The sequence below is a fragment of the Bradyrhizobium sp. WSM4872 genome (assembly GCF_055811715.1).
Map to the genome: position 1 here is coordinate 356,482 of NZ_JBVVPT010000003.1, position 18,982 is coordinate 375,463.

Below are 18,982 nucleotides of genomic sequence, written 5' to 3' on the forward strand. Positions count from 1 at the left end.
CGCCCCCCCCCCCCCCCCCCCCCCCCCCCCCACCCCCGCCCCCCCCCCCCCCCCGGGCCCCCCGCCCCCCCCCCCCCCCGCCGGCGGCCCCCGCCCCCCCCCCGCCCCCCCCCGACAGTGTCATCGTGCGCACCCGCGAGGGCCGCCCAATGCGCCGATTTGCCATGAAGGCCCTGTTCACCGCTCTCAATCTCAACCGCGCCGAGCGGAGCGGAATCGATTAGAACCGCACCATCCTCATCGTCTCGACCGCGGCGACGGTTGGGCTCGTCGCGCTCTACGTGTTCGGGAAGTCGACCTCGCGCTGGTGAGCCCGCGAAGGCCGTGCCGACCCATGCCCGCGGTGCCGGTGGACCCGCGCCCGGCGCAGGAACCGCCCGTATCCTGCCGGGTTGCGATGCATCTCGCAATTTCCTAACCCGGAGACGAACCACGGCTCGAATCAAGCACGCCGCCATCATGTCGCCAGCCCCCATGGAGCACGCCGACGGCCTGCCGCAGCCGCAGCGCAGCCAGGCGGTCCTCACCATTGCGCTCGGCATCATCATGGCAGTGGTCGACAGCGCCATCGCCAATGTCGCGCTGCCGACGATCGCGGCCGACCTCGACGCCAGCCCGGCGTTTTCGATCTGGATCGTCAACGGCTACCAGCTCGCGATCACGATCTCGCTGCTGCCGCTGGCTTCGCTCGGCGAGATCGTCGGCTATCGCCGCGTCTATCTGGTCGGGCTGGTGCTGTTCACGCTTGCCTCCGCATTCTGCGCGCTGGCGCACACGCTGCCGCTCCTCACGATCGCACGCATCGTGCAGGGGTTCGGCGCGGCCGGCATCATGAGCGTCAACGCAGCGCTGGTGCGTTTCACTTACCCCCGCAGCCAGCTCGGCCGCGGCATCGGGCTCAATGCCCTCGTCGTCGCCTTCTCGGCCGCGGTCGGTCCGACGCTGGCCGCCGGCATCCTCGCGTTCGGCAGCTGGCCCTGGCTGTTCGCCATCAACGTTCCGCTCGGCGTGGTGACACTGGTGCTGGGCCTGCGCAGCCTGCCGCACACCAGGCCTGCGAGCCATTCCTTCGACTGGCAGAGCGCAGGGCTGTCCGCGATCACTTTCGGCGTCGGCATCGCGGCCGTCGACAGCGTCGGTCATGGCGAAGCGGCGATCACCTGTCTCGTGCAGTTCGCCGTCGCGCTCGTCGCCGGCGCGCTGCTGATCTACCGCGAGACCCACATGGCCTCGCCGCTGCTGCCGATCGACCTGTTGCGGATCCCGGTGTTCGCTCTGTCGATTGCGACCTCGATCGCCTCGTTCTGTGGGCAGATGCTGGCCTTCGTCGCGATCCCCTTCTACCTCCAGAGCCGCTTCGGCTATTCGGCGGTGCATATGGGCCTCCTGATCACGCCATGGCCGATCGCGGTCGCGTTCGCAGCCCCCCTCGCCGGTCGCCTGGTCGAGCATTATCCGGCCGGCCTGCTCGGCGGCATCGGCCTCACGCTGTTCGCCTGCGGCCTCGCTGCGCTCGCCTTGTTGCCGGCGGCGCCCACGCCGCTCGACGTGATCTGGCGGATGGCGCTGGCCGGCGCCGGCTTCGGCCTGTTCCAGACCCCCAACAACCGCACCATGATCGCGGCCGCCCCCCGCGAGCGTGCCGGCGGCGCCAGCGGCATGCTGGGGACGGCGCGGCTGCTCGGCCAGACCACCGGCGCAGCGCTGGTGGCGCTGTTCCTCGGCCGCTATCCGATCGAGGGAACCCGGATCGCGTTGCTGACCGGCGTCGGCTTCGCGCTCTGCGGCGCGGCGCTGAGCATGTTGCGGCTGTCGCCCGCGGGAGCGCGCGGCGCCGAGCATGTTCGGGTGCAGGACGACCAGCGTCTGCGCGGCGAATAGCGCACGACCATTTGGGAAGGCCGATTTCGGCTGCGTCCTCCGCGCCTCACATCTTCACTATCTCGGTGCGATATTTCGGCAGCAGTGCTGCGATCAGCTTGCCTTTCTCGGCCATCTCTTCCGGGGTCGGCTTCGGCGGTGGCGATGTGCGGCCTTCAACGGGAAAGCCAACCGCCAGGAAGAATTCGTCCTGTCCCGCTGGCGTGCACATGCAGAGCATACGGGCCGTCTTGCCGGACACGTTCTTGAACGCGTGCGGCGCGTTGGCCGGAACGTTGACGGTCGACCCGGCACTTACGGTGTGGGACTTACCGCGAAAGGTGAATTCAAGTTCGCCTTCGAGCAGCGTGAACATTTCCTCGAAGTCGTGGCGGTGCGGCGGGGGCCCGCCGCCGGCGGGCACCAGCATGTCGACCAGGCAATAGCGTCCTGCGGTCTGCGCGCCCGACACCAGGACCGTGTAGGTGCCGCCGGCCACAGAGATATGCGGCACGTCAGCGCCGTCGGGATCGGCGACCGTCAGGGCACGGCCGGGATCGTCGGCGGGGATCGAGGAAGCTGACGACGAGTTTGCAGAAGGCGTGTTGGTCATACGGGATATTCTTGCTTATATTTGACTGCCCATAAGAAAGGCCGGCTTCTCAGCCGGCCTTCTCAATTCTTCGCGTGCAGATCAAACCTTGACCAGCGGGCTCTTGGTCGGCCCCTTCGAGCCGCCGGGGCCACCGGGCTTGGACTTGCCCGGCGGGCGCTTGCGGGCACCCGGGAGCTTCTCCTGCTTCGGCGTGACCGGACCCTCGACGAACTCGAAGCCGATCTTGTCCTTGGTCTCGTCGGCCTCGTCCTTGACCAGAACGACGCGGACATGGCCGCCACCCTTGAGCTTGCCGAACAGCACCTCGTCGGCCAGCGGCTTCTTGATGTGCTCCTGGATCACGCGAGCCATGGGACGTGCGCCCATCTGCTCGTCGTAACCATGCTTCACCAGCCAGGTCTTGGCGGGCTCGGACAGCTCGATGGTGACATCGCGATCGCCGAGCTGCGCCTCGAGCTGAAGCACGAACTTCTCGACCACTGTACCGATCACCTCGACGCTGAGATGGCCGAACGACACGACGGCATCGAGACGGTTGCGGAATTCCGGCGCGAACTGCCGGTTGATCGCCTCGTGGTCGTCGCCTTCCCGTTTCGAGCGCGTGAAGCCGAACGCCTGCTTGGCGAGATCGGACGCGCCCGCATTCGTGGTCATGATCAGGATCACATTGCGGAAGTTGACCTGCTTGCCGTTGTGGTCGGTGAGCCGGCCGTGATCCATGATCTGGAGCAGCACGTTGTAGAGATCGGGGTGCGCCTTCTCGATTTCGTCGAGCAGCACCACGCAATGCGGATGCTGATCGACGCCGTCTGTGAGCAGGCCGCCCTGGTCGAAGCCGACATAGCCGGGAGGCGCGCCGATCAGGCGCGACACGGTGTGCCGCTCCATGTATTCGGACATGTCGAAGCGCAACAGCTCGACGCCGAGCGACGCCGCGAGCTGTTTCGCGACCTCGGTCTTGCCGACGCCGGTCGGACCCGAGAACAAATAGCAGCCGATCGGCTTCTCCGGCTCGCGCAGGCCGGCCCGCGCCAGCTTGATCGAAGCGGCGAGCGACTCGATCGCCTTGTCCTGACCGAACACGGTACGCTTCAGGGTCTGCTCGAGATGCTTGAGCACCTCGGCATCGTCCTTCGACACGCTCTTCGGCGGGATCCGCGCCATCGAGGCGATCGTGGTCTCGATCTCCTTGATGCCGATGGTCTTCTTGCGCTTGTTCTCGGCGACCAGCATCTGCGCCGCGCCGGATTCGTCGATCACGTCGATCGCCTTGTCCGGCAGCTTGCGGTCGTGGATGTAGCGCGAAGAGAGCTGCACCGCAGCCTCGATCGCCTCATTGGTGTATTTCAGCCGGTGGTAGTCTTCGAAGTACGGCTTGAGGCCCTTGAGGATCGCGATCGCGTCCTCGACCGTCGGCTCGTTGACGTCGATCTTCTGGAAGCGCCGCACCAGCGCGCGGTCCTTCTCGAAGTGCTGGCGGTATTCCTTGTAGGTGGTCGAGCCCATGCAGCGGATCGTGCCGGAAGCGAGCGCGGGCTTGAGCAGGTTCGAGGCATCCATCGCCCCGCCCGACGTCGCGCCCGCACCAATCACGGTGTGGATCTCGTCGATGAACAGGATGGCGTTGGGATGGGCCTCGAGCTCCTTCAGCACCTGCTTCAGGCGTTCCTCGAAGTCGCCGCGATAGCGCGTACCGGCGAGCAGCGTGCCCATGTCGAGCGAGAACACGGTCGCAGCCGCCAGCACCTCAGGCACCTCGCTGTCGACGATGCGCTTGGCAAGCCCCTCCGCGATTGCGGTCTTGCCGACGCCGGCCTCGCCCACGAACAGCGGATTGTTCTTCTGGCGGCGGCACAGCACCTGGATCGCGCGGTTGATCTCGGAATTGCGCCCGATCACCGGATCGATCTTGCCGTCGCGCGCCTTCTTGTTGAGGTTGACGCAATAGGTCTCGAGCGCCTCGCCCTTCTTCTTGGCGTCCTCGCTGCCCTTGGTCTCCGTCTCCTCGTCGACACCGCGCACCGGCCGCGCCTCGGAGACGCCCGGCCGCTTGGCGATACCGTGGCTGATATAGTTGACGGCGTCGTAGCGCGTCATGTCCTGCTCCTGCAGGAAATACGCGGCATGACTCTCGCGCTCGGCAAAGATCGCGATCAGCACGTTGGCGCCGGTCACCTCTTCGCGACCGGACGACTGCACGTGGATCACCGCGCGTTGGATCACGCGCTGGAACCCTGCGGTCGGCTTGGCGTCGTCGGCGCCATCCGTCACCAGGTTTTCGAATTCGGTCTCAAGATAATTGACGAGGCTCGTACGGAGCTTGTCGAGGTCGACGCTACAGGCGCGCATGACGGCGGCTGCATCGGAGTCGTCGATCAGGGAGAGCAGGAGATGCTCGAGCGTCGCGTATTGGTGATGACGCTCGTTTGCGATCGCCAGTGCACGATGCAGGGATTGTTCAAGGCTTTGGGAAAAAGTCGGCATTCGCGTCCTCTATGGCCCCCACCATCATGATCGCCATCGCCCGGTCAGGCAACAACAACCTTTGTCACATATAGTTATACAAGATCGCGGCGAAAGACCGGTTCCGCGACTCAGGCGGCTGCACAGCTGCGGTATTCTTCGATGCAAAACCCGTTCCGGTTTGGGCACGATCGGCACCGGTCCGAAATTCCGTAGTTTTGCCCTCTGCAACGAACATCGCGCGCAGACATCACGCGGCAATCACACTGCGACTTGCACAAGAACCGGCTTCGAACGCGCCGTAACGTGTTGTGTCTTACTTCTTTTCCATCACGCATTGCAGCGGATGCTGGTGCTTGCGAGCGAAATCCATCACCTGCGTCACCTTGGTCTCGGCGATCTCGTAGGTGAACACGCCGCACTCCCCGATCCCGTGATGATGAACGTGCAGCATGATCTTGGTTGCAGCCTCAGCGTCCTTCTGGAAGAATTTCTCCAGCACATGAACGACGAATTCCATCGGCGTGTAATCGTCGTTCAGGATCAGCACACGGTACAGGTTCGGCCGCTTGGTCTTCGGCTTGACCTTGGTGATGACGGACGTGTTTGGCGCGGAAGGACCGCCGGAACGGTTCTCGTCGTTGCTCATCAGGGCAGCGTAGGCGGCGGCGGCCGCGGACGGATCTGGTCTGGAAGACAGTTGCGGCATGGCTCAGGCGTTCAAATTCCCCACGGAAGCGTATGACGGTTCGCCGCGCAGCCCCGGCCTTCGGAGCTTCGCACAGGCGTACCGCCTTGTTGGATCGCCGCTTCCAGCCGGTCCGGTCCAAGCCGGATCGGCCTCACCGAATATGGGCCTGCCCCCGGCTCGCCGCAAGCGTGCGACAGCTCGGCCGATGCTGGCATGGCGGTCCCGATTCCCGGTCCGGGCGATCCTCACCAAGGTTAATCAATCCGGACTGATTTGACAAAAGCTTCCGCCCCACCGGTTTAGAAGATGTTGACCAGGAACCCGGCCGTAACGCGGCTGCAGCCGCTTCGCGCGGGTTAGCTCCGGTTTTCTACGGACCAATTTACCCTGCGTTCAATGGCGTGGCGCGAAAACGGGCAAAGCCACAGATTTCCGGGAATCGTCATGTCTCGCGTGCCCCTCGTCAGCCGTATTGTTGGTCGGCACCTCTCCCGGTTTGCAGCGGCCGAACAAGGCAATATCGCCGTGATCTTCGCCATCGCGCTGCTCCCGGTTTTGGGCTTCGTCGGAGCTGCAATCGATTACAGCCGCGCGGCCCAGGCTCGTTCCGCAATGCAGGCGGCCCTCGATTCCACGTCGCTGATGGTCTCCAAGGATCTGTCGTCCGGCACCATCACGACGTCGCAGATCAGCACCAAGGCGCAGGCTTATTTCAATGCCCTGTTCACTGCTACCAACGCCCTGCCGTCGGTCAGCATTGCGGCCACGTACACCGCAAGCACCAGCATGGGCTCCACCATCCAGGTCACCGGCACCGGCACCTACACGACCGCCTTCATGAAGGTCGCAGGTTTCCCGACACTCGACGTCGGCGCCGATTCTACCAGCGCCTGGGGCCTGGTGCGCATGCGCGTGGCCTTGGTGCTCGACAACACGGGCTCGATGGCTGACGACGGCAAGATGGCGGCGATGCAGACCGCCGCGAAGAGCCTGGTCGACCAGCTCAGCCCGCTCGCCAAGTCCAATGGCGACGTCTACATCTCGATTGTTCCGTTTGCCAAGGACGTCAACGTCGGCGCCAGCAACTACAATAAGTACTGGGTCGATTTCAGCGATTGGGACGCGGCCCGCGGCACCAGGTCCGCCAACCACAACACCTGGACGGGATGCGTGGTCGACCGCGACCAGGACTACGACACCAAGAACACGACGCCCACGAGCGGCAATGCGGGAACGCTGTTCCCGGCCGAACAGTACTCCTACTGCGAAACCGGCAGTTCGTCCTATCTGCAGCCAATCATGCCGCTGAGCTACGACTGGAACTCACTCAAGAGCCGTATCGACGCCATGAAGCCCACCGGCAACACCAACCAGGGCATTGGCCTCGCCTGGGGCTGGATGACACTGTCGACCGGCGATCCCATGAACGCGCCGGCCAAGGACACCAACTACACCTACAAGGACGCGATCGTGCTGCTCTCCGACGGTCTCAACACGCAGAACCGCTGGTACAGCAACGCCTGGCAAATCGACGCGCGGCAGAAGAAGCTGTGCGACAACGCCAAGGCGGCGAACATCACGATCTATACGGTGCAAGTGAACACCGGGAGCGATCCGACGTCCAGCGTGCTGCAATATTGCGCGAGCGGCACCGAAAAATTCTATCTGGTGACGAAGGCCGATCAGACCGTCTCGGTGTTCAAGGACATCGGCACGTCGTTGTCCAAGCTGCGCGTGGCGCGCTGAGATCGACACGCCGCGACACAAAAAAAGCCCGGCTGCTGCAGCCGGGCTTTTGATTCCAGGACGTCAGGAAGCGTTAGCTGGCGGCCGGAGTGAACTTCGACACGATGGTCTCGACCGGCTTGAACGCCTGCTTGGCGAGGTCGCTATAGAGGCCGGCGATCTTCTGCGATTCCGCGACGAAGGACTCGTAGGCGGAACGGGCGAATTCGGTCTGCGCTTCGACGGCCTTGTCCAGCGACTTCACGCCGGAAAGCTTCTCGACGAAGGACTTGGTGTCTTCGAACGACTTCTTGGTGTAGTCGCCATAGGCGCTGGCGATCGCCTGAAGGCCGTGCTGCATCGAGGTCGCGGAGGCGACGTACTGCTCGAAATGCTCTTTCCCGTAGCCTTGAAAGTCTTCAACCTTGAACATTCGGAATCCTTTTCCCTAGCTCTTGTCGGGAAGCCCCGGCTCCCTGACTCTGCTCACAATTAGTGCAACGCACAAAAAAGTCAAGAATTTTGTGCGTCGCACAAAATTGCGTGCAAAATCGCAGAAATTCCCGGGGTTTCCCGCAATGGTTCCTTAAGCTTTTGGAAACCGCGGCCCCCTACTTTGATTCCCTGGACGTGTTCAGCTTCCACAAGCGGCCGAAAGCCGTTGGAGAACATCACCTTAGCCAGAACAGCGGCTCAGGCCCAACGTCCCCCGCGGCGAACACCTGCGGAGGACAGCCTGAGCAGGTAATGATCCCGGGTCCCTTGGGCACAATTTCGCCTCACGAGCCGGTGATCAAGTCAGAAACGGGGACGGGGTTTCATGCTTCGTAAAAACTTGTCTTCCTCGCGCTTGGCGCGGGTTGGCGTTTTTGGGCTTCTTGCGGTCACCAGTGCAGTCATCTTCACCACAGATGCTGCCGAGGCGCGGCGCCACCGGCGTCACACCGCGCACCACCGCGTGCAGCGCGATGTGTCCGAGAGTTCCAGCCCGAAATTCGCGTCGATCATCGTCGACGGCAATTCCGGCTCCGTGCTTCAGGCAACGAGCCCCGACGGGATCCGGCATCCGGCCTCGCTGACCAAGATCATGACGCTTTATTTGCTGTTCGAGCGTCTCGAGTCAGGGAAGATGAAGCTCGACACCGAGATGCCGGTGTCGCAGCACGCCGCCGATCAGGATCCGACCAAGCTGAACCTGCGTGCCGGCCAGACCATCCGCGTCGAGGACGCGATCAAGGGTCTCGTCACCCGCTCCGCCAACGACGCAGCCGTTGTGATCGCGGAAGCGATCGGCGGCGACGAGGACGACTTCGCCCAGATGATGACGCGCAAGGCGCGTTCGCTCGGCATGTCCAGGACGGTTTACCGCAACGCCAACGGCCTTCCCAACGACGAGCAGGTCACGACCGCGCGCGACCAGGCCACGCTCGGACGCGCCATCCAGGAGCGCTTCCCACGCTACTATCGCTATTTCGCGACCTCGACGTTCAACTGGCGCGGACAGTCGATCCGGAACCACAATCATCTGCTCGGCAATGTCGAGGGCGTGGACGGCATCAAGACCGGCTACACCCGCGCCTCCGGCTTCAATCTCGTGACCTCGATGCGCCGCGGCAATCGCCACCTGATCGGCGTCGTGCTGGGCGGCCGTAGCGGCGGTTCACGCGACGCCATCATGCGCAACCTGCTCGCGGAGAACCTCGATAAGGCCGTGACCACCCATACCGTCGTCGCGGTCACCGAACGCAACGGCTCCGACGCGGCTGCCGAGATTGCCGATGCGTCGGATACCCCGGCCCGTTCCGCTCCGCAGGTCCAGGCGTCGGCTGCCCCTGCTCCCGATGCAGCCCCGTCGCGTCTCGCCGCGCGCCTCTCGACGCTTGCGGCTGCGACTGCCGCGGTGCCGCCGGCTCAGCCCAACAGGCCTGAAGTTCGGCCGACAGAATCCAAGATCGAGCCTGCGCCGCTCACCAATGGCGTGATCTCGAGCCAGCCGCTCTCGATCATCCCCGGCTCGTCCGAGCCGATGAAGCCGGTCCGGGTCAAGACCGTCCAGGTCAAGGCCGGCGCGGTGAAGGTCGCCTCCGCCGCCCCGGCTCAGATCGCACCGCAGGTCACGAGCACGGTCGCGTCGCGCTCCGACGTCGCCGAAACCTCGGGCGCCGTGGTCACCCGTGCAGACCTTATCAACAAGCCCGAGGTCGTCAGCCAACCGGAAGCTCCGAGGGCCGAGATCGCCCGTACCGAGCTGCCGCGGCAGCCGGCGGGCTTCGGCAGCGGCAACGGCATCCTCGGCGTATTGCCGGCCGCCACTGCCGCCGCACCCGCCCCGGCTGCTGCGAAGCTCGCGTCAGCCGACCCGGCGCTGCAGCCGATCCAGATGAGCGCCACCACGAAGCCGGTCGTCACCCATAGCGGCTGGATCGTCCAGGTCGGCGCGCTCGAGAGCGAGAACGAAGCCCAGCAGCGCATCGACGCGGCGCGCAGCTCGGCTCGCGGCCTGCTCAGCAAGGCCGACCCGTTCACCGAGCCGGTCGTCGCGAAAGACAATCGCAAGCTCTACCGCGCCCGCTTCGCCGGGCTCGACCGCGACCAGGCCGAAGCCGTGTGCCGCACCCTGAAGCGCGCCGATATCTCCTGCATGACCGTCCGCAACTGATCTTTCGCATCGCTCCAATGAAAATGCCCGCGCCTTGCGCGGGCATTTTCATTTTCGGGATGCGGTGGCCGACGAGGCTGTTCCACGACAACCTCTCGTCAAGGATTTACGGTTAAAACTTTACGCAAGGGATCGACCACGCCGACAATGGCGGGCATCGGGGCGACGGCAAACAGAGCAAGCAGAGCTCACACGGGACGAGCGTTTGTAGCGTGGTGCCGGAGTTAGCCGTTATGCGTGCGAAGCAGAGTATCCTTGGCCTCGTTTACACGGGCAGCGAGATACGTCGAGCCCCCCTGGTCGGGATGCAGTTTCTTCATCAGGGACTTGTGAGCCCGGCTGATGTCGTCCCGCCCCGCTCCCGGCTGCAGGCCAAGGATCTGATAGGCCTCCTCCGTCGTCATTTTGCCGGTCGCCACCGTGCGGCGCTGCCCCCCTGCCGCGTCGCCCTGCGCGTTCTGACGCCAAGCGGGAAACCGGCGGTCCAGATAGCTTTCAAGTAGGGCCACGCTCTCGGCGTCGAACGCCGGGACCATTGCCAGCAGGGCCGCGAGATCGAACTCATCGAGATCGCGCCCGGCGTGAGGCCCGGCGACGATCCGGCCTCCGAGCTGGCCGGAATCGTGATCGAGCCGCATATCCAGGAATTGCGAGCGCACGCGCGAGGCCTGACCGGCCGGGCGCGTCGCGCCCCCGCCGAACAGCCCGCCGATATTGCCGAAGCCGGCGTTTGCCATCGGTGTCCAGCCCAGGAGCCCGGCACCGAATATCCCGAGCGGGATCGCCACCACCAGTTCGCCCTTCAAGCCTGTGAACGCTGCGACGGCCAGCGCCACCACGCCGCCACCGAACCTGATCGCGCGTGCCAGCACGGCCGGATTGGCCGAACGGAACATCTGGAGCAGCAGATAAAGGGTAATAACGGCGATAGCGCCGGCGATCAGGGTCATGGCCGGAATATAGTCGGCCTACCGCCAAAAAGCATCGTGTCCTTGCGCCCCGCCGACCGCGCCCCAGCGCTACTTCATCTGGCCGATCAGCCTGGCCGCGCCACTGGCGGTCTTCGCCAATTGCAACAGCGCCTCGCGTCCGCCGGCCGCGTAGGCGGCGGCTGCGCGCAACAGCTCGCGCAACTGCGCCGCCGCGCCCGGATCGAACCGGCACCAGGCGCCGCCGGTTAGGCGCGCGATCTCGCGAAAGGCCTGCTCGGCCACCGCGTCATGGCCTTCCTGAAATACGAACACAGGCACCTTGAGCATGCCGAGCTCGCCGGCCTTGGCGCAGAGCTCGTCGACGTTCTCCTCCATGGCGTCGCCGACGAAGACGACGGCGCGCACGCCGGATGCGACCGCCTCGCGCCGCGCCTCGCTCAGCACCTTGCCGATCTGGGTGTCGCCGCCACGGCAATCGATCTTGCCCATCAGCGTCGCAAGCTTGGCGCTGTCGGAGATCCATCCCGTGGCGCGGCACTCGTTGAAGCCGCGATAGTAGACGAGCCGGATATCGAGACTGCCGAGCGCGGCGGTCTCACGGAACATGTCGGCCTGAAGCGCGCAGGCCATGTCCCAGGTCGGCTGGCGGCTCATCGTCGCATCCAGCGCGAAGATCAGCCGCCCTTTCGCACCGGGCGCATGCGGTGACAGCGCGCGCGCGTTTGCGACGAAGGCGGCGATGTCCTCCGAGGTCGAGGTCCCCGCCTGCGGCACAGCGCCATCTTGTTGCGCCGAGACGGCATCACGGCCGCGCGGTTTGATGGGTTCGCCGGACATTCCTTGACCCTTGCGTGAGCGGCTAATGTGGTCAGCGCATGCAGCCCGGTCAATGTGCAAAGCCCCCGCAGGCGTCAGCCGGCGGAGGCTTTGAAAATCGCTATCGACGACGAGGAAGGCGTCAGCTCTTGGCAGGCGCCATCAAGGCGACCGGACCGGGCTCGAGTATCTTGGGCGGGGACGATTGCGTGTCGACCGGCGCCACCTCGCTATCGGTCACGCTCAGGAACTTGTCGAGCATGCCCTGGATCGAGTTCTTGGCAGCGTCCGGACCGGTGTCGCGCATGTCGTTGTGCTGGAATTCGGTCTTCACGACCTGGATGCCGGCCTTCTCGCATTCCTCGTCGGTCGGGATCACGCCCGCGTCGGCCTTGAACTGCGGATCGGTGGAGCGGAACGACAGGATCTTGAACTTGCCGGCGGTGACGAAGGGCACGCGAAGATTGTCGAGCGTGACGACCTTCTTGACCTCATCCGGGTACTGCTTGGCGAAATACATCGTGATGTCGCCGCCCATGGAGTGGCCGACCATGGTCACCTTGTCGTAGTCGGCGTTGGGCTGAACCTTCTTCATCTCCTGCATGGCGAGATGGATGTTGGCGACGCCGCGCAGGATCTGCGGCAGCCGGCCGACATAGATCTCACCGGGCTTGGTCACCATCGGAGGGTCGGTCGGCAAATCATGCTGCGGGCTGACGACGAGGTAGCCACGCGCGGCGAAAATGTTGGCGAGGAAGCCGTACTCGGTGTTCTTGACGGTGTTACCGTGGTTGATCACGGCGACCGGCATCGTGATCATGCCGGCATTGGCCTGCATTTCCTTGTCACGACGGATCGCGATATCGACCGGCACCGCACGGTTGTCGCGCGAGGCATCGTAGAAGGTGATGGTCTCGTGCCTGATTGCCCACTTGCTCGCCGTGAAATAGGCGACGCCGCAGAGGGCACTGACCGAAACCAGAACGGCAATTCCACGCTTCATTTTCGTCCTCAGCCTCAGGCTCTTGCGGCCTGAATCCCTGTTGAGAATCGTGTTCTTCCGGAGCTCTTCGGCTCCTGGTCGCCTATTCCCTAATATATGTCACAGCCGCGTGACAGGAAGGCTAAATATTGTGAACCATCAGCCCTTTCATTGTGCGGCGCACTCGTTTCTTGGGCACCTCGTTCCCATACGGCTACGTCAGGGTGCACGTCACCTTCCGACGCAACCTGTCTCGATCGGGTTCAATTTTGCAGTAAACGCGGGGTGAAAACGGCTGAGCGCGGGTTCGGTTCCCACGGGAGACCGGCCGCTTTGATCGACCAGAAGTAGCGACATACCGCCACCTCAGGCGCCGAGGATGTCGTGAACCTCGAGCGGCTTGTCGACCTGATTGAACCACTCGGCGCGGTTGGCCGCACGGCGGCGTCCGCGCTCGTCGAGCGGAAGCTTGAGCTGCCGCAGCAGGCTCGTCACCTCTTCCCTTGCGGTGAGATGGCCGAGATTGGGCCGCATGCCGAGAGTGGCCTCGTCGATCTCGTCCAGCGCGGTCAGTCCGCGCGGGAAGAACTCGCGATAGACGACGCGTTCGGCGAAGCCGTCGACGTAGCGGAAGCCGAGCCGTAGCGACAAATCCTTCAACCCCTCGGCAACCAGCTGCTTGTTGCGGGAGCCGAGCATCGACAGGCGGTTGCGCACCACGATCCAGTCGGTGGTCGCGCCATCGAGCTGGCGACGCTTGCGCCTGACATCCCGCACCATCTCGGCGTAGTGACTCTCGCCCGTCACCGCGTAATTGGCGGGATCGACGGTGCCGAGCACGTCGAAATCGAGGAAGCTGTCGTTGATCGGGGTCACCAGCGTGTCGGCCATCGAGTGCGCAAGCCGCATCAGGTAGCTGTCGGTGCCGGGCGTATCGATGACGATGAAGTCGAAGCTGCTCTCGACCGCCGAGACCGCCTCCATGAACTGAAGGAACTCCGAATTCTCGTTCTCGGCGACCTGCATGGTTTCGCCGAGCTTGATGCAGCGATGCAGCGGCAGTTCGAGGTCGAGCTTGGTGCGGCGCGCCCAAGCGGAACGGTTGTTGATGTAGTGAGTAAAGCTCTGCTGGCGGCAGTCGAGGTCGATGGTGGCGACGCGCTGGCCGGCTTTCAGAAGCGCGACCGCGATGTGCAGGGCGGTCGTCGACTTGCCGGAGCCGCCCTTCTCGTTGCCGAGCACGACAACATGCGCCGAGCCGGACTGGCCTTGGCTAGCTTGCACAAGCATCGCGATCCTCAACACCCCTAACGAATATCTTCGAGTTGGCCGCGTCTGCGGTCAAGTGAAATGCGTGACAGGCAATACGAATCGCGGCGCGCCGTCCTTCATGATGAATCGCCGCGCCGCTTCGCGTCTGTGATCCAGCCCACAATGTCGCGACCGCTTGCGCGGCATTGCGCGGGATGCTGTGCCGCATCCGGATGCGTGGCGTCCATGGTCGCCGCTTGTTAAGGTTAGCCTGCCGGGCGCCGGGACGCGCCCGCCGATTCCCAACCCCGTCGAGTTCTGATGTCACGCAGCCCCTTGATCGCCCGCACGGTCCCCACCTTGCGACGCGCCGTCGACAATCTTCGCAAGCGAAAGGCCACGATCGCGCTGGTCCCGACCATGGGAGCGCTCCATGACGGCCATGTGTCGCTGGTGCGCCTGGCCAGGCGGCGCGCGAGCCGCGTCGTGGTGTCGATCTTCGTCAACCCGACCCAGTTCGCCCCAACCGAGGATTTTGGCGCCTATCCGCGAACCTGGAAGGCCGATCTCGCCAGGCTCGCCGCCGAGGACGTCGACGTCGTCTGGCATCCCGGCGCCGAGGCCATGTATCCGGAGGGCTTTGCCACCCGCATCATACCGGAGGGACCGGCGCTGGCCGGGCTCGAGGACCGCTTCCGCCCGCATTTCTTCGGCGGCGTCGCCACCGTCGTCGGCAAGCTGTTCACGCAGTGCCGGCCGGATGTCGCGATCTTCGGCGAGAAAGATTTCCAGCAGTTGCGTGTGGTGGCACAGATGGCCCGCGACCTCGACCTCGGCGTCAAGGTGATCGGCTCCCGCACCGTGCGCGAGCGCGACGGGCTCGCGATGTCCTCGCGCAACGTCTACCTGTCACCACAGGAGCGGCAGACAGCAACCACGCTGTACCGCGCCATGAAGGAGAGCGCCGGGCGCATCCGTGCCGGCGAAGCGGTCACGGCCGCAATGGCGCGCGGTGCTGCGATGATCACGGCGGCCGGCTTTGAGCTCGACTATTTCGAGGTGCGCCATGCAACGACCCTGGCGCCTGTCATCTCGCGCAAGGACGGCCCCTTGCGCATCCTGGTCGCGGCCAAGCTCGGCACGACCCGACTGATCGACAATATCGCGGTTTAGAGCAGCCCGAGATCACGCAGCTCGCGTCGCATCGGCTCCGGCATCGCCGCGATCGAGCCGGCGGCTGACTTGCCGAGGTCGGGCGGCACTGAATCGTCGGCAAGGTAGCGCCAGCCCTGGAACGGGCGCATCGGCCGCGGCGACACCGGGATCACCTTCGGCTGCATCACGATCCGGCAGCGCCCGATGCCGTCCTTGTCGCGGAACGGCTCGATCCCGATGATCTTTTCGCGCGCGGCGACCTCGCCCTTGATCACCCAATAGAGCGACCCGCCCGACAGGATCTCGGCGTCGCGCTTGGGCACCATGCGGGTGATGTGGATGTGATGTTGCGGCAGACCCTTCTTCTTGGCGGTCTGCATCCGTTCGGCGGTCCACTCCTTCAATTCCTTGACGGATTCGCAGCCGACGGCGAGCTTGATCAGATGTAGTGGCATGCCCCAGCATTAGCCGGGCAGCCACCCATTTGGAATGCCGATCTACTCGTTATCCGCAGCCGGAGGAGCGGCGGGCGGCGGCGTGAGCGGAACCGGTGCTGCAGCCGGCGCCCGCGCAGCCTTGGGCGCAGGCGGCCTCTTCGCGGCGGGAGCTGCGGCCTGTGCCGAGGCCGCTGCCGGGGGGCGCGGAGCCGCCGCGTTCGCGGTGGGCGCCGCCTGACGCGTCGCCGGCTCCGGATTCATGATGCTGACCGGCGGCGTCGACGAGGCACTCGGGAACTCGGCATTGGTCGGCTTGCCCGTCGGCATCGACGGCGGCAGTCCCGCAAGCGCGGCAGTGGCCGGCAACGATTGCGCTGCTGCAGGCGCATTCCAGGTCGGGGCGTAGCGCGCAACCAGCGTGTCGTAGAGATGAGAATCCATGTTGGCGGCGACCTGCTGCTGATCGGTCAGCGAGCGGAAAGCTGCACAATCGAACTGCGTGCAGCCGTCGCGCACGACCAGCACCTGCGCGACCAGACCATAGCGATCACGCTCCAGCGATTTGCGCAGCACCTTGATGTCGGGCGTCAGGCTCTTCTCGACGGTCGCGGCATCGCCGAGCGCCGTCAGCCGGTCGATCCTGGCCGCGGTCGCGGAGACGGCTGCAGCCGCCACGTCCGGCGCGCCGAACAGCGCTTTCTCGCAACCAATGGCCACGGCATCGCCGGCGAGATCGTCGAGACAGGACAGCGCCGGCAGGCTCGCGGTCATCGCGGCCTGTGCACGCGCCTCGGTCGGCGTGGACTGCCCCGCCGGTCCATCGACGCGCACGACGGCAGCCAGCGCGATGGCTATGGCCAGCAAGGTCATGACGGTCAGCGCGCCGTTGGCGACCGACCGCTCGGCGCGCAGCAGCGTCACCAGGAGAATAAGTCCGAAGAAGCCGGCAGCCGCCAGCATCATCCACATCGGAAAGGCTGGCGAGCGCCAGATTTGGTCGAGCGACGAGGCCCATGCCCAGTTCATGCGCGACGTCCCCTCACGCGAGCAGAGAGCGAATGGTCAAAGCGAGTACCGAGAGTCGGCGACTGCCCCCGGCCTACCTTTTGAAGGTGAAGCGGGCCTTTTGACGGCGGCAGAATACAAATTCCCGAGGACGCGCCAATGCGCGGGCAGCGTCGGCCTTCAGGACAGCGCGAGCTGGCTTTCCTTGGCGACGCGTTCGAAGGCTTCGGTCGAGCTCTTGATCCGGTACTGACAGTCGTCACCATCGGTCGGCAGGAGGCGGATGACCTCATACGAGCCGCTGGCAGCGGGGCGTGCGACATTGCTGGCGGTGAACAATACGCGCGCGCCAATAGGGAATTTGTGCTTCAACACCCTCTCCATCACTCAAACAACGCCTGCCACGCCCATGGTCCCACTGCGTCGGCCGGCCGGAAACCCGCCCGCTGTATAGCATGCGACGGGCGTTTTTGGCCAGCAGTATGCGACATGGCAAACGTGCGAATTTTGCAGTTATTTCAGAGTGATGCCGCCGGCCGATGATACCGCTGGAACCCGTTCTTCCGGGGTATGGGGCAAACGGCCGTCGGGGCTGGCGTGATCCACCGCCCTGGGCGGTTCCCGGGCCGTGAGGTCCCTCTCCCTGCCGATCACTCGGGCGATCGAGCGAGGCCCGATCGCAACCACGGGCTACACGTTCTCGAACTTTTCGATGACAAGCGTTTCGGCGAGCCCGTCCCGGGTCCATTCCTGGAACGCCGGCAGCGCCAGCATCGTGTCCATGTAGGTCTTGGTCTCCGGCGTGACCTCGATCGCGTAGGTGCGGAAGCGGTGCACGACCGGGGCATACATCGCATCCGCCGCGCCGAAGCGCCCGAACAGGAACGGTCCATTGGTGCCATAGCGGGTCCGGCACTCGCGCCAGATCTCCTGCACGCGCGCGATATTGGCCTCGGCGTCCGCGGACAGCGTCACCGGGCGCACCGGACGGTGCAGGTTCATGCCGCATTCGTGGCGAAGGGCCATGAATCCGGAATGCATCTCGGCGCACACCGAACGGGCATGGGCGCGGGCGGCGGCGTCGTCCGGCCACAGCTTCACTTCCGGATAGCGCTCGGCGATGTATTCGATGATGCTGAGCGAATCCCACACCGTGATGTCGCCGTCGACCAGCACCGGCACCTTGCCGGCGCGGCTGAACGAGATGATCTGCTCCTTGTCCGCGGGATTATCGGTGTAGAGCGGGATGAGGGTCTCCACGAACGGGATATCGTTGGCGCGGAGTGCGAGCCAGGGCCGCATCGACCATGACGAGTAATTCTTGTTGCCGATTGCGAGTTTCAGCGCAGCCATGTCATCAGTCCTTCTCGATACCCCTTGAAGCGAGCCGCTTTTAACGCCATCGCCTGCCGCCAATCAATCGTTGCTGCACCTCGCCATGCGTGGCAAGCGTTGCGATCAGGAGATACACATGAGCAGGCATTGGGTCGACATCACCGCCGTCGGCTTCTTCATCATCGAATGGCTGGTCTACGCCCTGACGCTGGAGCATTCGGCGTATGGCCGCGACAGCCTGTCGGCGCGGATGAACCGCTACCGCGAGGTCTGGGTGCGCCGGCTGCTCGACCGCGACGCGCGCATGGTCGACATGCAGATCATGGCCTCGCTGCAGAACGGCACCGCCTTCTTCGCCTCCACCAGCCTGATCGCGCTCGGCGGCGCGCTGGCGCTGCTCCACGCGACCAACGACGCGATCACGATCTTGAGCAAGCTGCCGATCGATCTCAGCACCTCGCCGGCCATGTGGGAGCTGAAATGCGTCGGCCTTGTCCTGATCTGCGTCTACGCCTTCTTCAAATTCGCCTGGTCGTACCGCCTGTTCAACTATGTCGCGATCCTGTTCGGCGGCATGCCGGCGGCCTCGCAGCGTGACACGCCGGAGGCCGAAGCTCATGTGATCCGCACCTCGCGCCTGTTCGAATCCGCCGGCCGTCATTTCAACCGCGGCCAGCGCGCCTTCTTCTTCGCACTCGGCTATCTCGGCTGGTTCGTCAGCCCCTGGGTGTTGTTCGTGACCACGGCAGCCGTGGTGATCGTGACGTGGCGGCGGCAATTCGCCTCGAGCGCGTGGGAGGCCATGGCGCCGGAGGTGGTGGATGGCGAGGAGATGAAGCGCGGCCGTTGACGCGCTCGCAATGACGGAGCAAGGGGAAGCAGCGTCGCTCTTCCATCTCGCATTTTGAATCGCAGACACGCCTTCGCGTCCTCGCGGCTGATTTCGCCCGAGCTTTGCTTCAGTCGCTCCACCCTCTTATCCAAGAGGGCGCAGGGAAGGCCGGGTGCTGACCTCGCACCCGCGGTCCGCTGCGCGAAAAGCACACGCAGGAAAA

At 64.8% G+C, this 18,982-nt stretch carries 17 protein-coding genes; 5 read left to right on the forward strand and 12 right to left on the reverse strand.

Going from position 1 to position 18,982, the window contains the following annotated elements; translation table 11 throughout:
• Window positions 1-459 precede the first annotated feature (459 nt).
• Window positions 460-1,881 (forward strand): MFS transporter, encoded by a 1,422-nt coding sequence (locus AC0L3C_RS07420; protein ID WP_473407543.1) that lies wholly within the window; start codon window positions 460-462, stop codon window positions 1,879-1,881.
• A 46-nt stretch (window positions 1,882-1,927) separates the two neighbouring features.
• On the opposite strand, the gene AC0L3C_RS07425 is transcribed toward AC0L3C_RS07420, so the two are convergent.
• The 3 genes from AC0L3C_RS07425 to clpS all read right to left on the reverse strand — a co-directional run bounded on the left by AC0L3C_RS07425 (window position 1,928) and on the right by clpS (window position 5,588).
• On the reverse strand, window positions 1,928-2,473 hold the full coding sequence (locus AC0L3C_RS07425; protein WP_473259487.1) for a cupin domain-containing protein: 546 nt from the start codon (window positions 2,471-2,473) through the stop codon (window positions 1,928-1,930).
• An 81-nt stretch (window positions 2,474-2,554) separates the two neighbouring features.
• Window positions 2,555-4,960 (reverse strand): ATP-dependent Clp protease ATP-binding subunit ClpA, encoded by a 2,406-nt coding sequence (gene clpA / locus AC0L3C_RS07430; protein ID WP_275167959.1) that lies wholly within the window; start codon window positions 4,958-4,960, stop codon window positions 2,555-2,557.
• Between the two features lie 295 nt (window positions 4,961-5,255).
• Complete coding sequence (gene clpS / locus AC0L3C_RS07435) at window positions 5,256-5,588, reverse strand: ATP-dependent Clp protease adapter ClpS (RefSeq protein WP_018455182.1); 333 nt, start codon at window positions 5,586-5,588, stop codon at window positions 5,256-5,258.
• Window positions 5,589-6,074: 486 nt separating this feature from the next.
• Between clpS and AC0L3C_RS07440 the strand changes: the two genes are divergently transcribed.
• Window positions 6,075-7,376, forward strand: coding sequence for a vWA domain-containing protein (locus tag AC0L3C_RS07440; protein WP_473277885.1), 1,302 nt, complete (start codon window positions 6,075-6,077; stop codon window positions 7,374-7,376).
• Window positions 7,377-7,449: 73 nt separating this feature from the next.
• Here the strand turns inward: AC0L3C_RS07440 and AC0L3C_RS07445 are convergent, their stop codons facing one another.
• A complete protein-coding gene (locus AC0L3C_RS07445) occupies window positions 7,450-7,788 on the reverse strand; it encodes a phasin family protein (protein ID WP_007603238.1) in 339 nt (112 codons plus the stop codon).
• A 387-nt stretch (window positions 7,789-8,175) separates the two neighbouring features.
• On the opposite strand from AC0L3C_RS07445, the gene AC0L3C_RS07450 reads away from it, so the two are divergent.
• Window positions 8,176-10,014, forward strand: a complete 1,839-nt coding sequence (locus AC0L3C_RS07450) for a serine hydrolase (RefSeq protein ID WP_473407544.1) — start codon at window positions 8,176-8,178, stop codon at window positions 10,012-10,014.
• 224 nt (window positions 10,015-10,238) lie between these two features.
• On the opposite strand, the gene AC0L3C_RS07455 is transcribed toward AC0L3C_RS07450, so the two are convergent.
• The 4 genes from AC0L3C_RS07455 to AC0L3C_RS07470 all read right to left on the reverse strand — a co-directional run bounded on the left by AC0L3C_RS07455 (window position 10,239) and on the right by AC0L3C_RS07470 (window position 14,034).
• Window positions 10,239-10,964 (reverse strand): DnaJ domain-containing protein, encoded by a 726-nt coding sequence (locus AC0L3C_RS07455; RefSeq protein ID WP_007603236.1) that lies wholly within the window; start codon window positions 10,962-10,964, stop codon window positions 10,239-10,241.
• Between the two features lie 69 nt (window positions 10,965-11,033).
• Window positions 11,034-11,783 carry a vWA domain-containing protein gene (locus AC0L3C_RS07460; RefSeq protein ID WP_473259479.1) on the reverse strand — a complete coding sequence of 250 codons (750 nt, stop codon included), beginning with the start codon at window positions 11,781-11,783 and terminating at the stop codon, window positions 11,034-11,036.
• Window positions 11,784-11,904: 121 nt separating this feature from the next.
• On the reverse strand, window positions 11,905-12,765 hold the full coding sequence (locus AC0L3C_RS07465) for an alpha/beta fold hydrolase (protein WP_473259477.1): 861 nt from the start codon (window positions 12,763-12,765) through the stop codon (window positions 11,905-11,907).
• Window positions 12,766-13,110: 345 nt separating this feature from the next.
• Window positions 13,111-14,034, reverse strand: a complete 924-nt coding sequence (locus AC0L3C_RS07470; protein WP_007603231.1) for a division plane positioning ATPase MipZ — start codon at window positions 14,032-14,034, stop codon at window positions 13,111-13,113.
• A 282-nt stretch (window positions 14,035-14,316) separates the two neighbouring features.
• Between AC0L3C_RS07470 and panC the strand changes: the two genes are divergently transcribed.
• On the forward strand, window positions 14,317-15,168 hold the full coding sequence (gene panC / locus AC0L3C_RS07475) for a pantoate--beta-alanine ligase (RefSeq protein WP_473259473.1): 852 nt from the start codon (window positions 14,317-14,319) through the stop codon (window positions 15,166-15,168).
• Here panC and AC0L3C_RS07480 read toward each other — a convergent pair.
• From AC0L3C_RS07480 to AC0L3C_RS07495, 4 genes are all read right to left on the reverse strand, one after another.
• The gene (locus AC0L3C_RS07480; protein ID WP_007603229.1) at window positions 15,165-15,605 is read right to left on the reverse strand and encodes a DUF1489 family protein; all 441 of its coding nucleotides are present in this window, start codon (window positions 15,603-15,605) and stop codon (window positions 15,165-15,167) included. The two genes, panC and AC0L3C_RS07480, sit on opposite strands and share 4 nt — an antisense overlap.
• 42 nt (window positions 15,606-15,647) lie before the next feature.
• Window positions 15,648-16,613 (reverse strand): hypothetical protein, encoded by a 966-nt coding sequence (locus AC0L3C_RS07485; protein WP_473407545.1) that lies wholly within the window; start codon window positions 16,611-16,613, stop codon window positions 15,648-15,650.
• A gap of 159 nt (window positions 16,614-16,772) precedes the next feature.
• Window positions 16,773-16,976: a hypothetical protein gene (locus AC0L3C_RS07490; RefSeq protein ID WP_007611353.1), complete on the reverse strand. Its 204-nt coding sequence runs from the start codon at window positions 16,974-16,976 to the stop codon at window positions 16,773-16,775.
• 306 nt (window positions 16,977-17,282) lie between these two features.
• Window positions 17,283-17,945: a glutathione S-transferase family protein gene (locus AC0L3C_RS07495; RefSeq protein WP_473407546.1), complete on the reverse strand. Its 663-nt coding sequence runs from the start codon at window positions 17,943-17,945 to the stop codon at window positions 17,283-17,285.
• A 118-nt stretch (window positions 17,946-18,063) separates the two neighbouring features.
• Here AC0L3C_RS07495 and AC0L3C_RS07500 point away from each other — a divergent pair, with 118 nt between their 5' ends.
• Complete coding sequence (locus AC0L3C_RS07500) at window positions 18,064-18,777, forward strand: DUF599 domain-containing protein (protein WP_007611356.1); 714 nt, start codon at window positions 18,064-18,066, stop codon at window positions 18,775-18,777.
• The last annotated feature ends 205 nt before the right edge of the window (window positions 18,778-18,982 follow it).

What these genes read in the sequence shown, in the direction of transcription:
- AC0L3C_RS07420 (WP_473407543.1), top strand. Translation starts at nt 460, where the DNA reads ATGTCGCCAGCCCCCATGGAGCACGCCGACGGCCTGCCGCAGCCGCAG.
- AC0L3C_RS07425 (WP_473259487.1), bottom strand. Translation starts at nt 2,473, where the DNA reads ATGACCAACACGCCTTCTGCAAACTCGTCGTCAGCTTCCTCGATCCCC.
- clpA (WP_275167959.1), bottom strand. Translation starts at nt 4,960, where the DNA reads ATGCCGACTTTTTCCCAAAGCCTTGAACAATCCCTGCATCGTGCACTG.
- clpS (WP_018455182.1), bottom strand. Translation starts at nt 5,588, where the DNA reads ATGAGCAACGACGAGAACCGTTCCGGCGGTCCTTCCGCGCCAAACACG.
- AC0L3C_RS07440 (WP_473277885.1), top strand. Translation starts at nt 6,075, where the DNA reads ATGTCTCGCGTGCCCCTCGTCAGCCGTATTGTTGGTCGGCACCTCTCC.
- AC0L3C_RS07445 (WP_007603238.1), bottom strand. Translation starts at nt 7,788, where the DNA reads ATGTTCAAGGTTGAAGACTTTCAAGGCTACGGGAAAGAGCATTTCGAG.
- AC0L3C_RS07450 (WP_473407544.1), top strand. Translation starts at nt 8,176, where the DNA reads ATGCTTCGTAAAAACTTGTCTTCCTCGCGCTTGGCGCGGGTTGGCGTT.
- AC0L3C_RS07455 (WP_007603236.1), bottom strand. Translation starts at nt 10,964, where the DNA reads ATGACCCTGATCGCCGGCGCTATCGCCGTTATTACCCTTTATCTGCTG.
- AC0L3C_RS07460 (WP_473259479.1), bottom strand. Translation starts at nt 11,783, where the DNA reads ATGTCCGGCGAACCCATCAAACCGCGCGGCCGTGATGCCGTCTCGGCG.
- AC0L3C_RS07465 (WP_473259477.1), bottom strand. Translation starts at nt 12,765, where the DNA reads ATGAAGCGTGGAATTGCCGTTCTGGTTTCGGTCAGTGCCCTCTGCGGC.
- AC0L3C_RS07470 (WP_007603231.1), bottom strand. Translation starts at nt 14,034, where the DNA reads ATGCTTGTGCAAGCTAGCCAAGGCCAGTCCGGCTCGGCGCATGTTGTC.
- panC (WP_473259473.1), top strand. Translation starts at nt 14,317, where the DNA reads ATGTCACGCAGCCCCTTGATCGCCCGCACGGTCCCCACCTTGCGACGC.
- AC0L3C_RS07480 (WP_007603229.1), bottom strand. Translation starts at nt 15,605, where the DNA reads ATGCCACTACATCTGATCAAGCTCGCCGTCGGCTGCGAATCCGTCAAG.
- AC0L3C_RS07485 (WP_473407545.1), bottom strand. Translation starts at nt 16,613, where the DNA reads ATGAACTGGGCATGGGCCTCGTCGCTCGACCAAATCTGGCGCTCGCCA.
- AC0L3C_RS07490 (WP_007611353.1), bottom strand. Translation starts at nt 16,976, where the DNA reads ATGGAGAGGGTGTTGAAGCACAAATTCCCTATTGGCGCGCGCGTATTG.
- AC0L3C_RS07495 (WP_473407546.1), bottom strand. Translation starts at nt 17,945, where the DNA reads ATGGCTGCGCTGAAACTCGCAATCGGCAACAAGAATTACTCGTCATGG.
- AC0L3C_RS07500 (WP_007611356.1), top strand. Translation starts at nt 18,064, where the DNA reads ATGAGCAGGCATTGGGTCGACATCACCGCCGTCGGCTTCTTCATCATC.